Origin of the sequence: Methanosphaera sp. A6, assembly GCF_001729395.1 — an archaeon.
GTDB lineage: Archaea > Methanobacteriota > Methanobacteria > Methanobacteriales > Methanobacteriaceae > Methanosphaera > Methanosphaera stadtmanae.
Window position 1 is genome coordinate 1 of sequence record NZ_MAIF01000043.1, and the last position, 21,428, is coordinate 21,428.

At 28.4% G+C, this 21,428-nt stretch carries 25 protein-coding genes; 20 read left to right on the plus strand and 5 right to left on the minus strand.

Annotation, left to right across the window (positions count from 1 at the left end; translation table 11 throughout):
- Positions 1-73: 73 nt before the first annotated feature.
- From A9758_RS01220 to A9758_RS01285, 14 genes are all read left to right on the plus strand, one after another.
- Entirely contained in the window at positions 74-451 is a 378-nt protein-coding gene (locus tag A9758_RS01220) for a nascent polypeptide-associated complex protein (RefSeq protein WP_011406142.1), read from the plus strand.
- A 1-nt stretch (position 452) separates the two neighbouring features.
- On the plus strand, positions 453-1,184 hold the full coding sequence (locus A9758_RS01225; protein ID WP_011406143.1) for a metallophosphoesterase: 732 nt from the start codon (positions 453-455) through the stop codon (positions 1,182-1,184).
- A 108-nt stretch (positions 1,185-1,292) separates the two neighbouring features.
- Positions 1,293-2,333, plus strand: coding sequence for a hypothetical protein (locus A9758_RS01230; protein WP_011406144.1), 1,041 nt, complete (start codon positions 1,293-1,295; stop codon positions 2,331-2,333).
- Positions 2,334-3,548: a hypothetical protein gene (locus A9758_RS01235; RefSeq protein WP_011406145.1), complete on the plus strand. Its 1,215-nt coding sequence runs from the start codon at positions 2,334-2,336 to the stop codon at positions 3,546-3,548.
- A 16-nt stretch (positions 3,549-3,564) separates the two neighbouring features.
- Positions 3,565-3,984, plus strand: a complete 420-nt coding sequence (locus A9758_RS01240; protein WP_011406146.1) for a hypothetical protein — start codon at positions 3,565-3,567, stop codon at positions 3,982-3,984.
- 17 nt (positions 3,985-4,001) lie between these two features.
- Positions 4,002-4,385, plus strand: a complete 384-nt coding sequence (locus A9758_RS01245) for a hypothetical protein (RefSeq protein ID WP_011406147.1) — start codon at positions 4,002-4,004, stop codon at positions 4,383-4,385.
- Positions 4,386-4,489: 104 nt separating this feature from the next.
- Positions 4,490-5,686: a bifunctional ornithine acetyltransferase/N-acetylglutamate synthase gene (gene argJ, locus A9758_RS01250; RefSeq protein WP_011406148.1), complete on the plus strand. Its 1,197-nt coding sequence runs from the start codon at positions 4,490-4,492 to the stop codon at positions 5,684-5,686.
- Between the two features lie 22 nt (positions 5,687-5,708).
- Entirely contained in the window at positions 5,709-6,605 is an 897-nt protein-coding gene (gene argB / locus A9758_RS01255; RefSeq protein WP_011406149.1) for an acetylglutamate kinase, read from the plus strand.
- Between the two features lie 40 nt (positions 6,606-6,645).
- On the plus strand, positions 6,646-7,527 hold the full coding sequence (locus A9758_RS01260; protein WP_048059708.1) for a ribonuclease HIII: 882 nt from the start codon (positions 6,646-6,648) through the stop codon (positions 7,525-7,527).
- A gap of 27 nt (positions 7,528-7,554) precedes the next feature.
- Positions 7,555-8,583 carry an N-acetyl-gamma-glutamyl-phosphate reductase gene (gene argC, locus A9758_RS01265; RefSeq protein ID WP_011406151.1) on the plus strand — a complete coding sequence of 343 codons (1,029 nt, stop codon included), beginning with the start codon at positions 7,555-7,557 and terminating at the stop codon, positions 8,581-8,583.
- An 8-nt stretch (positions 8,584-8,591) separates the two neighbouring features.
- A complete protein-coding gene (locus A9758_RS01270; RefSeq protein WP_011406152.1) occupies positions 8,592-9,053 on the plus strand; it encodes a flavodoxin in 462 nt (153 codons plus the stop codon).
- A 320-nt stretch (positions 9,054-9,373) separates the two neighbouring features.
- Positions 9,374-9,844, plus strand: a complete 471-nt coding sequence (locus A9758_RS01275; RefSeq protein WP_011406153.1) for a flavodoxin — start codon at positions 9,374-9,376, stop codon at positions 9,842-9,844.
- A gap of 1 nt (position 9,845) precedes the next feature.
- Positions 9,846-10,313 (plus strand): flavodoxin, encoded by a 468-nt coding sequence (locus A9758_RS01280; RefSeq protein WP_011406154.1) that lies wholly within the window; start codon positions 9,846-9,848, stop codon positions 10,311-10,313.
- Positions 10,314-10,327: 14 nt separating this feature from the next.
- On the plus strand, positions 10,328-10,816 hold the full coding sequence (locus A9758_RS01285) for a hypothetical protein (RefSeq protein WP_011406155.1): 489 nt from the start codon (positions 10,328-10,330) through the stop codon (positions 10,814-10,816).
- Positions 10,817-10,829: 13 nt separating this feature from the next.
- Here the strand turns inward: A9758_RS01285 and A9758_RS01290 are convergent, their stop codons facing one another.
- Positions 10,830-12,254 carry a Mur ligase family protein gene (locus tag A9758_RS01290; RefSeq protein ID WP_011406156.1) on the minus strand — a complete coding sequence of 475 codons (1,425 nt, stop codon included), beginning with the start codon at positions 12,252-12,254 and terminating at the stop codon, positions 10,830-10,832.
- A 423-nt stretch (positions 12,255-12,677) separates the two neighbouring features.
- Between A9758_RS01290 and A9758_RS01295 the strand changes: the two genes are divergently transcribed.
- The 5 genes from A9758_RS01295 to A9758_RS07625 all read left to right on the plus strand — a co-directional run bounded on the left by A9758_RS01295 (position 12,678) and on the right by A9758_RS07625 (position 16,740).
- A complete protein-coding gene (locus tag A9758_RS01295) occupies positions 12,678-13,529 on the plus strand; it encodes a protein translocase subunit SecF (protein WP_011406157.1) in 852 nt (283 codons plus the stop codon).
- Positions 13,516-14,847, plus strand: a complete 1,332-nt coding sequence (locus tag A9758_RS01300; RefSeq protein WP_011406158.1) for a preprotein translocase subunit SecD — start codon at positions 13,516-13,518, stop codon at positions 14,845-14,847. The genes A9758_RS01295 and A9758_RS01300 overlap by 14 nt, the downstream gene beginning before the upstream one ends.
- A 129-nt stretch (positions 14,848-14,976) precedes the next feature.
- Positions 14,977-15,717: a phosphopantothenate/pantothenate synthetase gene (locus tag A9758_RS01305; RefSeq protein ID WP_011406159.1), complete on the plus strand. Its 741-nt coding sequence runs from the start codon at positions 14,977-14,979 to the stop codon at positions 15,715-15,717.
- A gap of 20 nt (positions 15,718-15,737) precedes the next feature.
- Positions 15,738-16,496 carry an AAA family ATPase gene (locus tag A9758_RS01310; protein WP_011406160.1) on the plus strand — a complete coding sequence of 253 codons (759 nt, stop codon included), beginning with the start codon at positions 15,738-15,740 and terminating at the stop codon, positions 16,494-16,496.
- Positions 16,435-16,740: a hypothetical protein gene (locus A9758_RS07625; protein WP_232048231.1), complete on the plus strand. Its 306-nt coding sequence runs from the start codon at positions 16,435-16,437 to the stop codon at positions 16,738-16,740. The genes A9758_RS01310 and A9758_RS07625 overlap by 62 nt, the downstream gene beginning before the upstream one ends.
- 22 nt (positions 16,741-16,762) lie before the next feature.
- On the opposite strand, the gene A9758_RS01320 is transcribed toward A9758_RS07625, so the two are convergent.
- Together A9758_RS01320 and A9758_RS01325 are read right to left on the minus strand one after the other, a co-directional pair.
- The gene (locus A9758_RS01320) at positions 16,763-17,458 is read right to left on the minus strand and encodes a diphthine--ammonia ligase (protein WP_011406162.1); all 696 of its coding nucleotides are present in this window, start codon (positions 17,456-17,458) and stop codon (positions 16,763-16,765) included.
- Between the two features lie 162 nt (positions 17,459-17,620).
- Positions 17,621-18,727: a hypothetical protein gene (locus A9758_RS01325; protein WP_069776316.1), complete on the minus strand. Its 1,107-nt coding sequence runs from the start codon at positions 18,725-18,727 to the stop codon at positions 17,621-17,623.
- A 232-nt stretch (positions 18,728-18,959) separates the two neighbouring features.
- Here A9758_RS01325 and A9758_RS01330 point away from each other — a divergent pair, with 232 nt between their 5' ends.
- Positions 18,960-19,988, plus strand: a complete 1,029-nt coding sequence (locus A9758_RS01330; protein ID WP_011406164.1) for a M42 family metallopeptidase — start codon at positions 18,960-18,962, stop codon at positions 19,986-19,988.
- Positions 19,989-20,076: 88 nt separating this feature from the next.
- Here the strand turns inward: A9758_RS01330 and A9758_RS01335 are convergent, their stop codons facing one another.
- Together A9758_RS01335 and A9758_RS01340 are read right to left on the minus strand one after the other, a co-directional pair.
- Complete coding sequence (locus tag A9758_RS01335) at positions 20,077-20,886, minus strand: hypothetical protein (RefSeq protein ID WP_011406165.1); 810 nt, start codon at positions 20,884-20,886, stop codon at positions 20,077-20,079.
- The gene (locus A9758_RS01340; protein ID WP_011406166.1) at positions 20,886-21,410 is read right to left on the minus strand and encodes a YIP1 family protein; all 525 of its coding nucleotides are present in this window, start codon (positions 21,408-21,410) and stop codon (positions 20,886-20,888) included. The genes A9758_RS01335 and A9758_RS01340 overlap by 1 nt, the downstream gene beginning before the upstream one ends.
- Positions 21,411-21,428: the final 18 nt, after the last annotated feature.

Consider the following 21,428-nt stretch of genomic DNA (forward strand, 5'->3'; position numbering starts at 1 on the left):
AGATGAATTCATTTTATTTTAAATTAATAAAATCTCAAATTCAAACAGATAATCTAAAATGGAGGAATTAATAATGTTTCCAGGTGGAAAAATAAATCCTAAACAATTAAAACAAATGGAAAGAACAATGAAAAAAATGGGAATGAACATGAAGGAGCTCAAAGGAGTTGAAGAAGTAGTAATTGTTCTTAAAGATAAAGAACTTGTTATAAAAGATGCTGAAGTAAGTATGATGAATGCAATGGGTCAAAAAACTTATCAAGTAACAGGTAAAGCTGAAGAAAGAATAAAAGGAAGTGGAGATAGTTCTGCTAGTGAAGAAAAAGCTGAAATATCCGATGATGATATAGAATTAGTAGCATCACAAACTGGAAAATCAAAATCTGAAGCTCAAAAAGTTCTTGAAGAAACTAATGGTGACTTAGCAGAAGCAATTATGAGGTTATCATAAAATGACAAAGATTGTCCACATTTCTGATTTACACACTGGTTATGCTCAATTTAGAGAAGATCTTCTACTTCAAACAATCGATGAAATAAACAAAATACAACCATCAGCCGTAGTAATATCTGGAGATTTAACTGATCAAGGATTTTATAGGGAATTTATAGAAGCAAAGGAATATATAGACTTAATACAACCGAAAACATTGATAGTTCCTGGAAACCATGATGCACGAAACATTGGTGACACAGTATTTGAGGAATTATTCGGTAAAAGATACAGTGTACTTGAATTAAAAGAAGAAGCAATAAAAATAATTGGTTTGGATAGTAGTGAACCAGATTTAGGACATGGAAAGATTGGTAGATTACAAAAAAAGTTTATGGAAGATGAAATAGCTGATGCAAAAGAAAAAGGATTATTTATCATAATAGTACTACATCATCATATAATATCAATACCAAATACTGGTAGGGAAAGAAATATTTTAAGTGATGCAGGAGATATCTTACTAACAATATTAGAAAACAATGTAAACTTAGTATTATCAGGACATAAACATGTACCACATGCTTGGAAGATGAATAATACACTATTTGCAACTGCAGGAACAGTTTCATCTATGAAGTTACGTGGAAATACATGTCCATCATACAATGTAATTGATATTAATAATCAGTATATTGAAATAATGTTACATAATTCTAATGGAACAATAAAACCATTAAGACATCCATAACACTAATTCCATATAATTTAAAAAAGTAAATATATCAAAAATAATATAAATATATTAATAAATAAATTAGAAAATTTTAAAATAAATAGAATAAAAAAAGGTGATCTTTTGAAAATAATTGTTGATGGGTCTAATGTAGCATATTATGGACAGCAACCCAACGAAGAAACAGGAAAGGTAACTCCAAGTTTAAAAACTCTTAAAGTTGCTATAAATACTCTTAAAAAACTAGGACATGAACCAATTGTTCTATCTGATGCACCATTACGACATGAAATTGATGATAAAGATGGCTTTAATGAAATGATCCAAAATGAAGAGGTGTTTCCAGTACCTGCAGGTACAATAGCAGATCATTATATATTAAACCTAGCTTATGAGAAAGATGCTAAAATATTATCAAATGACTTCTTTAGAGATTATCAGGATGAATTTCAAGATATTAACAGTAGACGTCTACCATACAGAGTTAAAAATGGTAGATTTCAAATAGGTAAACCAGCACCTCCTAAGAAAGTAAAAAACATACTACAAAAAATCTGCTCAAATTCATTAAATGAATTTGAAAGAAGGGGTTTTGATGTATATAAATCTAAGAAAAATAGAAAATTTTCAGGATTATCTGTAGCTCAAGAGGCAATAAACAGGGTAAGTAAAGAGGATGAAAATGCAATAGATTCAAAACTAGAAAATATCTTCCTTAAAGTACCAATATTAAATAAGATGGTAAGCTTAGTAGATGAAGATATAGATGAATCAGATTTTCTCATATTTGTACTTGTAAATCCTAAAGATTACAAGGAAGCAGTACGTAATGCAGGAACAATAGCAGTTACTGTACGTAACAAATTAAACTTAGATCATTCCCCACTAGTAGCAGTACGTAATGATCTATTTACAAGACCGGGAACATTTGAATTGAATATAATATATTCTGATGAAATTCTTGAAGAATCACCATATAATGTGGATATAATAATAAATGATACAGATTACTCATTTATTAAACATAATTCAAGAAATATTGCAAGTACACTTGCAGCAAGACTTGGAACATGGAAATTCCCAATTGTATCAGTAAAACCAAGTATGTTAATGGAAAAACCTGGACAATTTGAAATTTCTATAGAAAGAGGGGGTAGAAATTAGATGGCTTTAGATAGGATTCTAAAAAGCCTATTTTCACAACTTCTACATAAAAAAGTTGTTAGTATTGGAACAAAGTACTATGCAACTAATGACTTAGAAACAGAGTATGTTTCTTTAATAAACCTCACAAAAACAATGCTTGTAGAAATTAAACCTGCACAAATAAATGCTAAATCAATATTTCAAAATCTAGAAAGAGAAATAGACCAAAGAGATCTACCACTTAATAGGAAATTTATTGAAATTAAACCTGCTGAAAATGAAGTAAATGAATATGCACTTCTAAGTAATATTATCATGGGAAATGATAGATATCTTTATATTGAATTGTTTAGACCATCTCCTCTTATAGAAACATTTGCAAAAATGGTGGAAGTAGTTGATGGAAAGATCATTGAAAGAAGTAAAACAGAAATGGTTGCTCTTATGCCATCAAAAAAGGAAGGAATAAGATTAGCTATTAAAATGATATCTCTTGGAATGAAACAAGGGGTAAATGTACGTGGTTCAATAGGAATGACTGGAGCAGCATCTATCGAAAGGGCAATAGATATGAATGCTGCAATAGGAGAAGTTTCTGGAGTTGGATTTACAAAACTTGGTGGAGAATATGGAGTAATATTTGAAACTGTTCCAACTACTAAAAAAGTTGAATTGAAACCAGTACCAGCAGATAATTTCATGTACATTGATGCAAAAGATTCTACAGGATTTATTTCAAGATATGGAAAAGATAAACTTATAGAAATAATGAATGATATCAACTCATATATTGAAAATGAAAGTGATGGAAAAATAGAAGGATACCGTGTTGGTGGGGATGATTTAATAATTAATTATCCTGATAAATCAACAGCACTGAAAATAGGACTTGACTGTGCATGGTATGCTATGAATAATGGATTAAATCTAAGGGTAGGATTAGGAAATAGTAGACGTGAAGCTGCAGAAAATGCACATATCACTGATTCAATAAAAATAAGAGAAAATACTCCAGTTATAGTGTTTGACTTAGCAAATGGTAAATATGCATACTATATTCCAACAGAATTCACAAGATCTGCAATAACTTTCCTATCAAATCAAACTCTAACCTTAATTGGTATATTTATATTCATATTTATAGTAACTTTAATAGGATGGAATTTAAATATCATATGGCTAGGAATAGTAGCTATGATAGTTTCATTAATTATGGTGGCAATTAAAGACTAATGGGGAGGTAATAATTATGAATCCAAGTACTAATTCAAAGTTATTTCTTGTATTGGTAGTGGGTGTTGTGGCAATGTTATGTGGATCTGTAGGGGCATCATTTATTCGTTTTGATGCACCAAACTTATCTATTGGAGAGTTATTTCAAGGTAATGAGGACAATCCTCTAAATGACTTAAATAATTCAACACTAAATCAGTCAAATCAAAGTCAATCATCTAATTCATATTCAAAGTATACATCATCACCATCACAACAAAGTACTTCTAAACAAGCATCTGTAAAACAACAGAATAAACCGAAAACAACATCATCCAATAATAATCAGAATACTAAACCATCTAAACCGAGTGGTGGTTCTCAAGGTAGTAACACAAACCCTAATGGTCAAGATAACCCTTCTGTACATGAGAATGATAATGACTTAATAGCATAATATTTTGGAGAAGTAATATGAGGGAAAATAATTTAATAGTGTTAATAGTAGCAGTAATACTTGTAGGTGCTATTGTAGTGGGAGTATTTACTGGATCATCTCCATCAAATGATAATAACACAACCATAACTGATACAGTTAATATGACAAATAACACTACAAACATGACAAATGAAACAAATGCAACATCAACTACAGATGATACTATTCAATCATCAAATTCAAAGTCACAAAGTACTTCTAAACAAGCATCTGTAAAACAACAGAATAAACCGAAAACAACATCATCCAATAATAATCAGAATACTAAACCATCTAAACCTAGTGGTGGTTCCACAGACAGTAATACTAATCAACATAACCCTTCTGTACATGAGAAAGATAATGACTTAACAGCATAAATATAATCTAAAGAATAAGAAAAATCGGAAAAATTAATTTATAACCACCCAATTTTAAACTTATTTTTTTATTAAATAATTTTTTTTAAGGGAGAAGAGAACTTATGAAAATTTTAGAAAATGGAATATGTTCCATTAGTAGTATAAAAGCTAGTGGATATAGAGAGGGCAAATATGGTGTAACAGTTTTGTACCATGAAAATTCAACAGCAGCTGCAGTATATACAACAAATAAGGTATATGCAGCTCCTATTGATATTACAAGAAAACATTTGGAAAATGGTAAGATTTCAGCAGTTATTGTAAATAGTGGTAATGCAAATTGTTATACTAAAGAAGATGGAATAAAAAAAGGATTGGAATTAGCAAGTCTTGTTGCTGATACATTAAATATTCCTGTTGAAGATGTTGCAGTAGCATCAACTGGTGTTATTGGTAGACAAATGCCAATGGATATTATTAAGCCTGTTGCAATTGAATCTCTAAAAAGATTGGATAATAGTAGAGAATGTGCAAATGATGCATGTAATGCTATATTAACTACTGATACTACTCCAAAGGAATGTGCTATTGAATCAACATTAGATGATGGAACAAAATTTAAGGTTGCAGGTATTTGTAAAGGTTCAGGAATGATAGCACCTAATATGGGTACTATGCTAGGATTTATTACAACAGACTTAGATGTTTCAAGGGATATTCTTCAAGAAGCTCTACTCAGTAGTGTTAAAAGATCATTTAACATGGTTGTAGTTGATGGTGATGAAAGTACTAACGACACAGTACTTGTTATGAGTACCAATGAAGTTAAAGGAGAGTATGATAATAACTTCCAAGAAGCACTTGATTATGTATGTATGAGTCTTGCTAAACAAATTGCAAAGGATGGAGAAGGAGCTTCTAAATTTATGGAAGTAGTATGTAATGGTGCAAAAAGTGAAGAAGATGCAATATGTGTTTCTAAAAGTGTTGTATCATCTAGTTTAGTTAAAACAGCACTTGCAGGGGCTGATCCTAATTGGGGTCGTATAATTTGTGCTATGGGTTATTCTGGTGTGGAATTTGATCCTGATTGTGTTTCTATTAGTATTGGCTCAGGTAGTGAGAATGTTGTTATTGTTGATAAGGGTAATATAACAACATATGCTAATCCTGAAATACTTGAGGCTGCAGAAGTTATAATGAATAAAAAAGAGGTTGTTATTAAATTGGATTTACATGATGGATGTTATAGTGCAACTGCATATGGTTGTGATTTAACATATGATTATGTAAAGATTAATGCTGAATACACCACATAAATAGTTAAATGGAGTTTAAATAATGGTTGATCAAGAACAATTCGATATTAGTAATGTTTTAATTGAAGCATTACCCTACATAAAAAAGTTTCATAATAAAAAAATCATGATTAAGTATGGTGGTCATGCAATGATTGATGAGAATGCTATGAGTTCCACAGCACGAGATACTGTACTTCTTAAATATGTTGGTATGCAACCTATTGTTGTTCATGGTGGAGGTCCAGAAATTTCCAGATCCATGGATAAAATGGGTAAAGAACCTAAATTTATTGGTGGTTTAAGAGTTACAGATAAAGAAACTATGGAGATTGTTAAAATGGTTTTGGTGGGTAAAATCAACACTGAAATTGTTTCTAAACTTGGATTCCATGGTGGAAAGAGTGTTGGTATTTCTGGTAAAGATAGTTATCTTGTTGAAGCATCAAGAAAAGGACTTACTAAGGTTAAACATGAGAATGGTGAAGTTTTAGAAGTTGATTTAGGTTATGTTGGTAAGATTGACAGGGTAAATAAACAACTTGTTGATGATTTAACTAACAACAATTATATACCTGTTATTTCACCTTTAGGAATTGATGATGATGGAAATACTCTTAATTTGAATGCTGATACTGTTGCAGGTTCTATTGCATCTGAGGTTAATGCTGAAAAGCTTATTGTACTTACTGATGTTCCTGGTATTTTAACAGATCCTGATGATCCTGAGAGTATGATTAGACGTATTCGTACTGATGAATTGAAGGAACTTATTAAGGATGGTATTATTACTGGAGGTATGATTCCTAAGGTAGAAACTTGTATTAATGCTGTTGAAAATGGTGTTAAAACTGCTCATATTCTTGATGGTAGACTTAATCATTCTATTTTATTAGAAATCTTCACAAAACATGGAATAGGTACAATGGTACGTGAATAATAATGTATCTCTTTTTTTAATTATTTTTTCAAGTGTTTATATGAAATCAGTTAAATTATCAAATAGTGAAATTAAATCTTTTATGGAAAAAACCAGTACATTTCATCATTTAAATCCAAAACAATATGAGAGTATTCGTATTAAAGATGGTGATGTTTTTTTTGTTTTATATAATTCTGGTAAACTTGTTTATAATGATACAAGGGGATGTTTATCTATTTTAGATGATATTTTAGAAAAGAGGGATTATTTTAAAGAGAATTCATTTGGAAAAAATGAAAATTCTATTTATAATAATACTATTTCTATGAAGAAGTATCAGTATATTATAGGTTCTGATGAAACTGGTAAAGGTGAATGGTATGGACCATTAGTTGTGTGTGCTGTATGTACATCAAATGATGATATTTTAAAATTAAAAAGTATTGGTGTTAAGGATAGTAAGAAATTATCAACAAAGGAAATATTTTCATTATATGAAAAAATAGAAAAACTAAATATAACATATGAAGTAATAGTTCTAAAACCATTTAGCTACAATAAACTATACACTAAATTCACAAATGAAAACAAAAACCTCAATCATCTACTAGCACATCTTCATTATAAGGTAATAAATCAATTACTTACAAAAATTAACACAACTGATGTACTTGTAATTATTGATAAATTTGATTATAAGAAGATGAATCAGTATCTTGACATAAATCCAAAAATAGATGTAATACAAGAGACTAATGGAGAAAAATATATTCCAGTAGCAACAAGTAGTATTATTGCCAAGTATTATTATGAAAAAACATTAAAAGAAATAGAAGAAAGATATAATATTAATAGAAAGATAAAACCCAAAAACATAGAAAAAGATATAATAGATAAAGTTGCAAAAACACACTTTAAAAATATTAAACCATACACATAAAGAAAATGGTTTTTAGGAGTATAAAATATGAGTAAAATAGATGTTGCAATAATAGGTGCAAGTGGATATACTGGGGGAGAATTAGTTAGATTATTAACAAGACATCCAAGGGTAAATATTTCCACAGTAACAAGTAGAAAAAATAATGGTGAAGACCTATCATCTCTTCATCCAAATCTGCAGGATTTAGATTTAAAATTCACAAATCCTGATACTAAAGATATAGATGCAGATGTAGTATTTAGTGCACTACCACATGGTGTATCAATGAAATTAGTACCAGAATACTTGGATAATGGGGCTCGTGTCATTGATTTAAGTGGAGACTTTAGATTTAGTGATGTTTCTGTATATGAAAAATGGTATGGAATGAAACATGAACATCCAGATTTAAAAGCAGTATTTGGACTTCCAGAAATTAACAGAGATAAAATAAAAGATGCAACTTTAATAGCAAACCCTGGATGTTTCCCAACAGGAGCAATACTATCGAGTCTTCCAATAGTAGAAAATAAATTAGTAGATAGAATAATATTAGATAGTAAAAGTGGAGTAAGTGGTGCTGGAATATCACCAAATAACAACACACACTATCCTACATGTGCTGATAACATAAAACCATATGCAATAGCAAATCATAGGCACACACCAGAGATACGAGAACAATTAAGAAACTTTGGGACAGGCACTGTTAAAGTATCATTTACACCACATCTTGTACCAGTAATTCGTGGAATAATAACAACAAATCATAGTTTCCTACTTAAAAATGATGTTTCAGCTAGTGATGTTCATGATTTATACATGGATTATTATAAGAATGAACCATTTGTAAAAGTATTAAAAGATAACAACATACCTTTACTTGCTAGTGTAAGAGGATCTAATTACTGTCAAATAGGTGGTATTTCATTAGATGATGAAGATGAGCTTGTTGTTGTCTCAGCAATAGATAACCTAGTAAAAGGAGCTTCAGGTCAAGCTATTCAAAACATGAATATCATGTTTGGATTTGATGAAACTGAAGGACTTAAAGAATTAGGATTATATCCATAGGTGAATATATGTCAGATTTAGTAGTGTATTATACAAGAACAAATACAACTAAAAATGTTGCTAGTATCATTAAAGATGAGTTAGATGCTGATGTATTGGAAGTTATTGATAAGAAAAATAGACAAGGACCAATAGGTTATCTTCGTGGAGGGCTTGATGCAATAAGATCTAAAAAAACATCAATAGAATATGAAGATGTTAACTTTGAAAAATATGATAACATATACATTGGTACACCTGTTTGGGCATCAAAACCTACACCAGCTATTATGGAGTTCATATCTCAAAATAACTTCACTAATAAAAATATCATACTCTTTGCTACAATGATGAGTAGTGGTGGTGAAGAAACAGTAGATATTATGAAGAAGTTAATTGAAGATAAGGATGGTATTGTAGTTAATTCTTTTGTTATTGCAACTAAAACAGATGATATTACTGATGTAACATTAAAAGCTATTAGAAATTAAAAAGAATTTTTCTTTTTTTCTATTTTTCTTGAAAAATAAGGGTGTATGACAATTATTTTTGTTCTATTAATTGTATAAATTTTTATTAGATATATTATACAAAACAACACCAACTATTTTATAATTATAAACATAGTAACAACATAATCTTGTTTAAAAACATTAAAACAGAATTGTTATGTGTTCTCAAATTTATTTTTCATGTTTTTAAAAGTTATATGTCTAAAAGAGTATTATTTATACAAGTTTAGGTATAACTAATAATTGTAGTATTAAAAATAAATTTCTAAAAAAAATATAATTTAAAGGAGGCATGCTTTTTGAAGAGTATAATCATTTACTATTCAAGAACAGGAAGAACTAAACTTATTGCACAGACACTTGCAAAGGAAAAAAATATGAATATAGTGGAAATTAAAGATAAAACTAATAGATCTGGTGCAATAGGTTTTATAAAAGGAACTTTAGATTCTATGATAAATAATAGTACTACAATAGAACCTGTAACAATTGATTTAGATAAATATGATACAGTATATATTGGTACACCTGTTTGGGCATCAAAAATAACTCCTGCAATAAAGCAAATACTGGATAATATTAACCTAGAAAATAAAAATGTAATAACATTTGTAACATTAAATAAAAATGGTGCAAAAGAGGCATTGAATTCTCTAAATTCCACAATAAAAGATAAAGGTGGAAAAATAATAAATTCCTTTTCTATAATAACAAAAGGGAGGGATATTGAATCCTTAACTAAAGATATAGTAAAAAACTTGGGGAAATAAAATGAGAAGTATTGTAATATTCTATTCAAAATCTGGAAATACTTTAACAGTTGCAAATACTATAAAGAAATTATTAGGTGCACATACAAAAGAAATAACTGATTTTACAGTTCATAGAACTATCCTGGATTATTTGTTTCCAAATATCTTAGATTCATCTAGAATACAACCAAGAAAGGTGGATATTGATTATTATGAAACAATCTTCATTGGTACACCAGTATGGCTAGGAAGTATAACACCTGCTATAAAGAAAATTATAGATAATATGGATTTCAAAAATAAGAATATAATATTATTCACCACAACAAAAGGAATTGGTGATGAAATTGCCATGAGAAAATTAACTAAATTAGTTAATAAACATAATGGTAATATTATAGGAAGATTTTCTATTATATCAAATGGTGGTACAGAGAAATTAATTAACTGTACTAACATGGCATTAGAAGATTTAAATTTAATATAGTTCAAGGGATTATCATGTCTGTTTTAGTTACATATTCATCAAATAATAAGATAAAAATTGTTTCGGAATTTATTGCAAATAGGATAGATGCAGATTCTATTGAAATTAAAGATTTAAAAAGAAAAAATGGTTTTTTTAACAATATACGTAATAATTATAATGCAATATGTTTAAATAAAACAGAAATCAGTCCAGAAGTAATAGATTTTACTAATTATAATCTAATACTACTGGGTACTCCTTCAACTTGTGGAAATCCATCACCTGCCATATTAACATTAATAGATAATTGTAACTTTAAAAATAAGGATGTGATTATCTACACTACTACAAATTCAAAACAAGGAACAGGTGTTTTAAATGAACTTAAAAAACGAGTTGAAATAAGGGGTGGAAGAATAATAAATTCATTTATTGTTAGAGTAAATGATAAATCCAATGATGAATTAATTAGAAATACATTAAAAGTATTATATGAATTGGATTTAGAGATTTATATCTAAAACATTTTATATATTATTCTTTTAATTTATTTAATGTTACATTCCACACATCATGTTCTTCACCACACCCTGATACAACAACATATTTATATTCACTTTCATTTATTGAATCAATAATACCAGAAGCTCTTTTTTCAAAGTCATATTCAATAGATTTAAATGATGCATTTAAATTATTATCTTTTATTTGAGTGTAATATGTCTTAGCAACATCTACAGATACACGTCCTGGTATGACTGTTATATGTGTTGGATTGATTTTTTTTAGAATATTTAGATGATCTTCAAATATCTCTTCTTCATTTAAATCAGGAGTACAGTAGATAAATTCATAATCATTTCCTTGAATAAAATGATTCATATAATCATAGTTAACTTTAAGGGCATCTCCATTATCTCCTTGTCCAATACCAACTAATTTATCAGCATATTCTAAAACTTCAAAACGTCCTGGTGGTAATATTGATAAATCAATATTATTAAAGTAATTTTTTAGTTTTTCTTCAATATTTTCAGGTTTTGGTGTAAAACAGGCATAAGTTGATGTTGCAGCAAGTACATTATACACATTATGAACCCCAAATAGTGGAAGTTCTAAATCTAGAGTAAATGAGATATTTTCATCTACAAAATAATTATATACATTAGCATCTATTGTTATGATATTTTTATTATTTTCAATGGAATATTTTGTTATTTTAACATCAGGTTCACATCTTTTAAATCCACAACTACAGGAATATACTCCCCTTTGATTCATGTATTTATGTGAATATGTAAGTGGTTTATTACATTTTGGACACATCACACTAACATCAGTGTCATCTTCAATATTATCTACATTAAATCCATAGTAAACTACATGACCATCGTTTTGTTTTTCCTGACCAATATTACATATTATAGGATCATCTGCATTAGCAACAACTATTCCATCTTTCATATTCTTGGATAGTAATGTTTTTGCTTTAACATAATCCTCAAATGAATTTTTAACACCAAGTACTTGTGTATGTTCACGTGATACATTTGTATACACAACAACTTTTGGTTTAATATTTTTTTCAACTACATCAGGTATTCCATGTTTCAAATCCCTAATTCCATATTCAAAAATACCAATATCTGATTTTTTTGCAAGAAGTGCTGTTGTTAGAGCATATATTGTGTTATTATCTACACTTTTAGATATATTAACATCATTTGACATTAAATCAATGATCATGGTGGTTGTGGTTGTTTTTCTATTTGTTCCTGTGATTAATATAGAGCCATCTTTTATTTGTTCCTTAGCTAAATTACCTAATGAATCAAGTCCTGCATACCTTAGAAATAAGTATCCAGGATAACTTTTTCCACCAGTTGGTAATATTTTTAATAAATTATATGATAAATAACCCACAGTTTTCATTAAACTGTATTTTAATCCCTTTTTCATAAACATTATCTCTTTTTTTTCTATAAAAAAACTTTTTCAGATGAATATAACTAAAGATACTTTTAAGTTATATTTTTATTCTTAAAAAAACTAATAAGAATAGTATTTTTTTATATCTAATATAACTTGGTTGGAAATTATATTTAAAGAATATGGTAATGAGTAATAAAGTAACTTATCTAAATAGGTATTGATTGTTTTTTAACAAGTTTAATAACTTGGATATTTATAGTAATAATTAGTTAATAGCATATTAAAAAAATCTTTAATAAAAATATATTTAATTTTATATAGTTTTAGAAATAAAACTTAGTATATAATAAATATCAGAAATTAGATATTTTATTTAATATTTTATTAAAAATAAACTTTTAATAAATATGGAGGCATTATAATTAAAATCACAGATAGGAGAGTTGTGATATGGTAGAAATAATTAAATATATCACACGTCAATCTCATAAACCTCTGATTTTAATTCCAGTGATATTAATGATTCTATCTCTTTTATATATAAGCGTCTTCGGATTAAATGAAGGTGTAGATTTAAAAGGAGGAACATTAGTTACAGTTGAACTTAATCAGCCAATGACTCAATCACAAGTTACTCAACTTGTTAAAGATAAACTTGGTATTAATGATGTAAAAACATCTATGTCTGATAATACAGCTACAATAACAATATCTGGTAGTGTAGATCAGAGCCAATTTAATGAACTATTTAGTAGTGAATTTAAAGTTCTGAGCTTTAGAAGTGTAGGAGCTCTACTTAGTGATGCAGCTCTAGGACAGATATACTATGCATTATTATTTGCATTTGTATTCATGTCAGTAACTGTATTCTTTGTATTTAGAGATTTAACACCTTCACTTGCTATTATATTATCAGCAGTTTGTAACTTATCCATAGCTGTTGGTAGTATGTCCTTGTTTGGAATACCATTATCAATTGCTAGTGTAGGTGCATTATTAATGCTTATAGGGTATGGTGTAGATACAGATATTCTACTAACTACACGTCTATTAAAACGTAGACATGGAAGTTTAGATGATCGTGCTGAAGATGCTTGTAGAACAGGTTTAACATTAACATTTGCAACATTAGCAGCTATGATTGTATTATTTATTGTAGTAAAAGTATTTATACCAACAGCTCAAGTATTAGAAGATATATCTGCTGTACTTATCATTGGATTACTATCAGACTTATTATCCACATGGCTTATGAACCTAGGAATACTTAAATGGCATATAGAAAGGGGTGGTCACGATTAATCAATCCACCAAACAATTCCTAAAAAAACCAAGAACATTATTACTGATAATATTACTTATTGCAAGTGTTGTTTCAGTAGCAGTCTTTGGTCTTCAAGAAGGTCTTGACCTTGCAGGAGGTTCAATGATACAATTACATCTTGAAAAACCTGTTGATCAAGATACAATGTCTACAGTAACAGCAATATTAGATAAAAGGTTAAATGCATTTGGTATAAGTGATGTACAAGTAAGACAAAGTGGAGATCAGGATGTTATCGTTGAAATAGCGGGTGTGCAGCCTGATGAAGTTAAACATATTATAAGTACACCTGGTAAATTTGAAGCAAAAATAAACAATAAAACAGCTCTAACAGGTGCAGATATATCCACAGTATCAGCAGCAGAAGTAACAGGAACAAGATGGAAAGTACCATTTAGTGTTTCAACAGAAGCAGCAAATAAATTTGCAAATGTAGCAAAAGGTCAAGCTGGAGCTACAGTAGATATGTATCTTGATGATAAACTAATATCATCACCACAATTAGATGCAGGTTTAGCAAATGGTGTGGGTTCTACTGATATAGAAGTTTCAGGTGGAGAACAATCTAAACAAAAAGCACAAGAACAAGCAACAGAAATACACACAGTTCTAGAATCAGGAGCATTACCTGTAAAACTAGCAATTAGTGGAGTAAATAGTGTATCTGCAGAGTTAGGTTCACAATTTGAAACAGGTTCTCTTGTTGCAGGATTACTTGCACTACTGGCTATTGTAGCAGTAGTATCATTTAAATATAAATCTCCATCATTGGTAGTTCCTATTGTAATAACTAGTTTATCAGAATTAATTATTATTCTAGGATTTGCTTCAATAACACATTGGAACTTAGATTTAGCAGCTATTGCTGGTATAATTGCATCTATTGGTACAGGTGTAGACGACCAAATTGTAATGACAGATGAAGTACTTGCAAGACGTGATAAAAGTGAAAGAAAAAACATAGTTAAATCACGTATTAAAAATGCATTCTTCATTGTATATGCATCAGCAGGTACATTAATAGCAGCAATGTTACCTTTAGCTTATATAGGATTTGCAAGAGGAGCAACAGGTATTGGTATGCTTACAGGTTTTGCAGTAACAACTGTTGTTGGTGTAATAGTAGGTATATTTATAACAAGACCTGTGTTTGCAGATTATATGGAAACATTCCTTATTAAAAGTCCTAAAGATCAAATAAATATTACCTCATCTGGTAAAAGTAAAAAAACTAAAAGAAATAAGAAAAAAGGTAGAAAAACCATTGCAAGAGAAGAAGCTGAAAAAAATAGATAAGAATATTCTTCTCTATAATTCTTATTTTTTCAAATATTTACATTCTATTTTTTCTAATTAATATTAAACAATAAATTTTTCCACATATATACTAAACTTCTAAATATTAGAAAGTACTTATCTTATTATATGTTAAATAAAGATCATCCTAGATATCAATCATTAGTATATAGAGAAAAAATTGTAGAAGCACATGAAAATGGAATCCTTGCAGATTCTGGTATGATAGCTCATGGACGTGGAGAGACATTTGATTATTTAATTGGTGAAAAAACAACTCCCAACTCACAAAATACTATTGATGTAGCAGCATGCTATTTTTTAACAAGAAAACATCCAGTTTTAAGTGTAAATGGTAATACTACAGCTTTAGTAAGTGAAGATATAGCTAAATTATCAGAATTATTGGATATTCCAGTAGAAATTAATTTATATTACAGAACACCTGAACGAATAGAAAATATAGAAAGAGTATATAAGGATTTGGGTGTGAAAGAAATTTTAGGTACTGATGAAGATGATTTTATAGACACTCCTAATCTTAATGGTCCAAGATCACCTGTGAGTATTGAAGGTATTAAAAAATCAGATTTAGTTTTTATTCCATTAGAAGATGGAGATAGAGCAGAAAAACTATATGATTTAGGTAAAGACATAATAAGTGTTGATTTAAATCCATTATCTAGAACAGCACAAACATCAACAGTAACAATAGTAGATAATATTGTAAGAGTAATACCGGCATTAATTGAATCTGTAAAAAAATATGAAAACTATGATAAAACTGACATCCAAGAAAAAATAGATCTATTTAATAATAAAACTAATTTAAATATAGCAATAAAGGATATTATAAAAAGATTTGAATAAAACAAGAAGGAGTAGTAATATTGAAAGTTTTTGGAGTAACAGGTCTTCCAGGTTCTGGTAAAAGTATTATTTCACGTATAGCTAAAAAAGAGGGAATTTACACAATAAGTATGGGGGATGTTATACGTGAAGAAGCAGAAAGAAATAGATGTTCAACAGGAGTTGCTGCAGTAAATCTTAGAAAAAAATATGGAAATAATGTAGTTGCAGATCGTTGTGTTCAGAAAATAAAAAACTATTCAAAAAATAGATATAATCAGAAAACAACAGTAAAAAAAATGTACAATACCCATACAAACAATCAAACACCGAAGAAATATAGAAAAATAGAACAGGATATCTACATAATCGAGGGATTAAGAAGTCCACAGGAAGTTTCATATTTTAAAAAACATTTTAAAAACTTCAAAATAATAGCTATTCATTCTAATCCACAATCAAGATTTAATAGACTCAAAAGAAGAAAAAGAAACGATGATTCAACGGATTATAAAGTATTTAAAGAAAGAGATAATAGGGAATTAAAATTTGGTATTGGTAATGTTATTTCCCTTGCTGATTATATGCTTATAAATGAAGGTCCAATTCAAATCTTTAAAAAAAATGTGAGAGCTCTGATTTTAAATGAACTTAAACCAAGAAATAATAAAAAATACATCAGTAAAAATAAAAACAAAAATAAATCTAACAGAAGATATAAACAAGGTAAAAAACAGTATAAAAAACATAATCCCCGAAAAAATAACAATAAACACCACAGACAAGGAAATACTCATTGAAAGTGATGTTACTTTGTTGGATAATATACATAAACTTGTTAAAACAAATAAATTAGAAGAAGTGACTGTTAATATATTAAATAAAAATAAAACAGAAGGTAGGTTACTGTTTTATGTTAATAAACAAGCTGCTTTTCATAATAAATTTCATATTATAGATGAAAACATGTCTCCATTAGATGATATTGAGGTATTAATAGAAACTAGTAATCCAGATAGTATAATAAAATGGATTACATCTTAAACTCTTTTTTTTAGATAATTATTTAAATACTATAATCATATTTTTCTTCAAGATGTGCTTTTTTAATGTTATATATTCCATTATCAACATTCCAAAGAATTTCAGCATCATCAATTACTATACGTCTATCATATATTGGAGCATCAAGAACGAGTGTTTCAGCTTCACCACCTTCAAAAGCTGGATGAACATGATATTTTTCATTTAATTTCTCAAGTTTATTTATTGTTTCTTTTGTTATTCTTTGTCCTAACCATTTTTCATCCAGTCCATATGCAGCAACACCTGTTATTATAATTTCAAAACCTAAATCTACTAGTTGATTCATATAGTCAATTGGATTAATATGCCAAAGTGGAGATATTGCCTTTAAATCTAGTTTTTCACAGATAGCTTCTATTCTGGATTTTTGATACACTGATTCTAGTGCTCCAGTATATACAGCTTCAACACCCTTTTGTTTAACTCTTCTTAAAACACCTTCAAGGTCATCTAGTTCTTTTTCCTTTATACCATCAGTGGATATGTCAATGGATGGAATTTCCATGGCTGCAGAACAGTAGTCAACCATGTGAATATCAGGAACATGAAACATGTATGATTCCTTGTTACGTGATACCATTGTAATCAATGCATAAATATCATCACCATTTTCCAGTGCATGATATAGGGCCATTGTACTGTCTTTTCCTCCAGAATATAAAATAACTGACTTCATATATTAACCTCTAAAATTTAATATTATCTATTATATACATTTAAAACAAAATAAGTAATTAATCTTTCTATAAAAAAAAGGTTTTTTTTTAGATTCATGATTTTAGTATTTTTTTAAAAAAAAGTTTGGATTAAAATGTAATGAAAGTGGTTTTTATAGTTTTTAATCATTTCTTTTTGGTCTAATTCTAGATGTTCCATTTGTATTAGAACCTTTTTTAGGCACATCTTTCTTATTATTTTTATTTATTCCACTAAAAATTCCAGATACTTTTTTCTTTCTATTTGAATCTGAGTTATTTTTTGATTTTAAGTCTGATTCTGTTAATTGTTTGAAATTTTTATTTGATCCAATTGTTTGTTTTGAACTTTTATCAAATGAATCATTAAAAATATCTATTGAATCTCTTTTCGATGATTTTTTATTAGTTCTTGGAACTGTTTTTCTCTTAATTTTATCTCTAGGTGAAGTTTTTCTAGATTTCTTTTTAGTTTTAGAAGTAAACGTAAATATACTGTCTATAAAGAATCCTACAGTAGCAACAACCACACCAAGAATACCTGAGATTAATATTACATTTGTCTTATCTGGAACATATTTATTAATAGTTGCAATTTGATCCTCTGTTGGACCAGTTACATTTAATATTACAGCACCACTATTTCCTACTGCTGACATTATCTTCGTAATATTATTTGCTGCAACTGTTGCATTTGCTTTCATTGATGTGTATCTAAGGTGAATATATGTGTTTGAACTGAATGTTTGATAAATACTTGTAAGTACACTTTGAGGGTCTCCACCATCAGTTATTCTTACAAAGAATTCTTTTTCACCTCTATCTTCAACATTACTTATGTTTTCATTACTATTATTTAAGTTATTGATAAAACGTGCCCTATCATTATCAGTAGCGAAGTTTTCATTGATTTTTATAGTAATTCCTTCATAACTAACATTCTGAACTCCAGTTATTGAAGATATATTTTCTATAATTTGTGTTAGATTTCCATTTGTTGATAGATCTAGTTCCATTAAATCTGTTCCTTCAACACTTTCTTCCACTATTGTACGGGTAAAATCAGGAATATCATCTACTATTGGTGATAGTAGGAATGCTCCCCCAACTAGTCCCACTACAAGACCTAACATTAGTACAGAAATAAAATTCTTTTTACCAATGTATGGTGTTAAAAGTGCCGTGGAAAATATAAATATCATGGCTAGAATAAACAATATCAACATTATTATTATTGTTAATACATCCATGTTTTAATCCACTCTCTCAAAAAAAAGAATAAAATGATTCTTTCTCCATATTTTTTAATTATTCAATTAAGATTTTTATATATTAACTTATTAGTATTTTATTATTTTTTTCTTTAATAAAATTCATTATATAATATAAGTAAATATAATATTATATATACAGAAAATGTATAAAAAAATAGATTAATTTAATTATAAAGAATATAAAACCCAATAAAAACGAGGTTATACTATGAAAAGTTTATTAAAAAAATTATCTGAAGCTTGTGGAATTTCAGGCTTCGAAGATGAAGTACGTGAAATCTTAAAAGATGAATTAAAAGATCATGTTGATGATATGGAAACAGATATTATGGGTAATCTTATAACAACCCATAAAGGTAAAGAAGGAAAACCTAGTGTAATGTTAGCTTCACATATGGATGAAATTGGTCTTATGGTAAGTTTCATTGATGATGATGGATATTTAAGATTTGTTAAAATTGGTGGAATCAACGATCAAATGTTATTAAATCAGAAAGTGTATGTACAAACAGAAAATGGTGAAGTACCTGGTATTATTGGTTCCAAACCACCTCATATTACAAGTGCTGCTGAAGCTAAAAAAATTATTCCATACAAAAATATGTTTATAGATATTGGAGCTAAAGACAAAGAACAAGCAGAAAGTCTTGTTTCTATTGGAGATGCTGTTGTATTCCATACTGAATTTGAAGAATGTTTAAACGATCTTGTAATGGGTAAAGCATTAGATAACCGTGTAGGTTGTGCTGTTATGGCAGAAGTAATGAAACAAACAGATTGTGATGCAACAGTATATGGTGTTGGAACAGTACAGGAAGAAGTAGGATTAAAAGGAGCTAAAACATCAGCATTCAAGTTAAATCCTGATATGGCTATTGCATTAGATGTAACCATTGCTGGAGATCATCCTGGAGTAAAACCTGAAGATGCTCCTGTAAAAGCAGGAAAAGGTCCTGTAATATCATTTGCTGATGCTAGTGGTAGAGGATTATTAACTCATCCTATGATGAAAAAATTATTAGTTGAAGCTGCTGAAGCTGCTGATATTGATTACCAAATAGAAGTAGGTGATGGTGGAACAACTGATGCAACAGCAATTCACCTTACTCGTGAAGGTATAGCAACTGCAACTTTATCAAGTGGTTCAAGATATATTCACACACCTATTAGTGTTGTAAATGTAAAAGATTTAGAAGACACAGTAAAACTCATACTTGAATTCTTAAAAAGATTATAAAATCTTTTTTTATTCTATTTTTTTAATTAAAATACTATTATCATATTTTATTCTCAAAAAAAAAGTTGGAAGGGGAATTTTAGTGAATTTATTCCATATTTAATCCACCAATTTTTATATCATTATTTAAATTGAATTTATCATTTGATGAATCATAGTTGGGGGATGTGTATGTAATATATTCAGTATTACTTGGGTTATTTTTAATATTACTTCCACCTAATTCAATATGTGAATTGATATTTGCTACATCTTTATTTAAGTCTAATTCTACTCCACCTATTGTAACAGTGGATGTCATAGTTGTTTCTCCACTAGGTGTACCTTCAATACTTATACCACCAAGTGTTAAATCAACATTTACATTGTTAATACTTCCACCATTTAAATTAAATACATAAGCTCCAAGTGTGTTGTTGAAGTTCATTGAATTGATCTTACTATTTGCTGTTGAATTAGTAATTACTGCTCCAGAGACTATTTGACCATTTATGTTATATGTGTATTTATTACTTAGTATGATTTCATTTTCTGCATCTTTTGAGTTAACATTAACATCTAAACTTCCATCTGGATTGGATGTGTATGTTACATCTGTTTTAGTATTTGCATCATTTTTTGATTTTATATTATAGATATTATCACTATCTGCAAATTTAATATCTATTGATCCAGTTTTTTGTTTAATATTAAGATTTACCACTGATATATTTGTAGGTGTATCATTTTTACTTAATTCATCTATTAACTGATTTTCAGTAAGTGTTATATTAGTTACACTTTTGTTACTACTATTATCTGCTGTAGTAGGATTTAATGTTGTACTATATACAGTTAGTCCAATAGATAATATTAATATGAGTATTATTATTATTCCACCAATTTTTTCAAGATTCATTATAATACCCCCATTAGTATGGTTATAATTAATATTATTATTCCATATGCTGCTAGGAAGGATCTTCCATATCCAAGTTCATATTCACTATGTACAGCCAAAGTATTTATAACAAGTTTCCATAATGAAACTAGTATATATATTGGTATGAAAATCAATGGTTTAAATGAAAATATACTAAGTACAAATATGAAAAATATGTCTAGTACACTTGTATATGAAATTAAATTAAATAGATTTAATAAATTTCCAGTACCACCTAGTATTCTTGCTATGATACTTGTAATAATAGAATGAATGATATTATTTAATAGTACAAGTATGATTGCACACACTATAATACCAATTGTTACTATTATATCTTTTAAATATATACCTAAGATTAAACCTAGAAATGCAGTGAAAAATATTGAAGTAAGTACTCCCTCATAATTTTTATACTGACTTTTTAGGTAAAAAAGTTCATCTGGGGCTGTTATAACTTTAGCACAATCTGTGAAAAAGTCAATAATTCTAGTTTTCATATTTTAAAATTTATACTG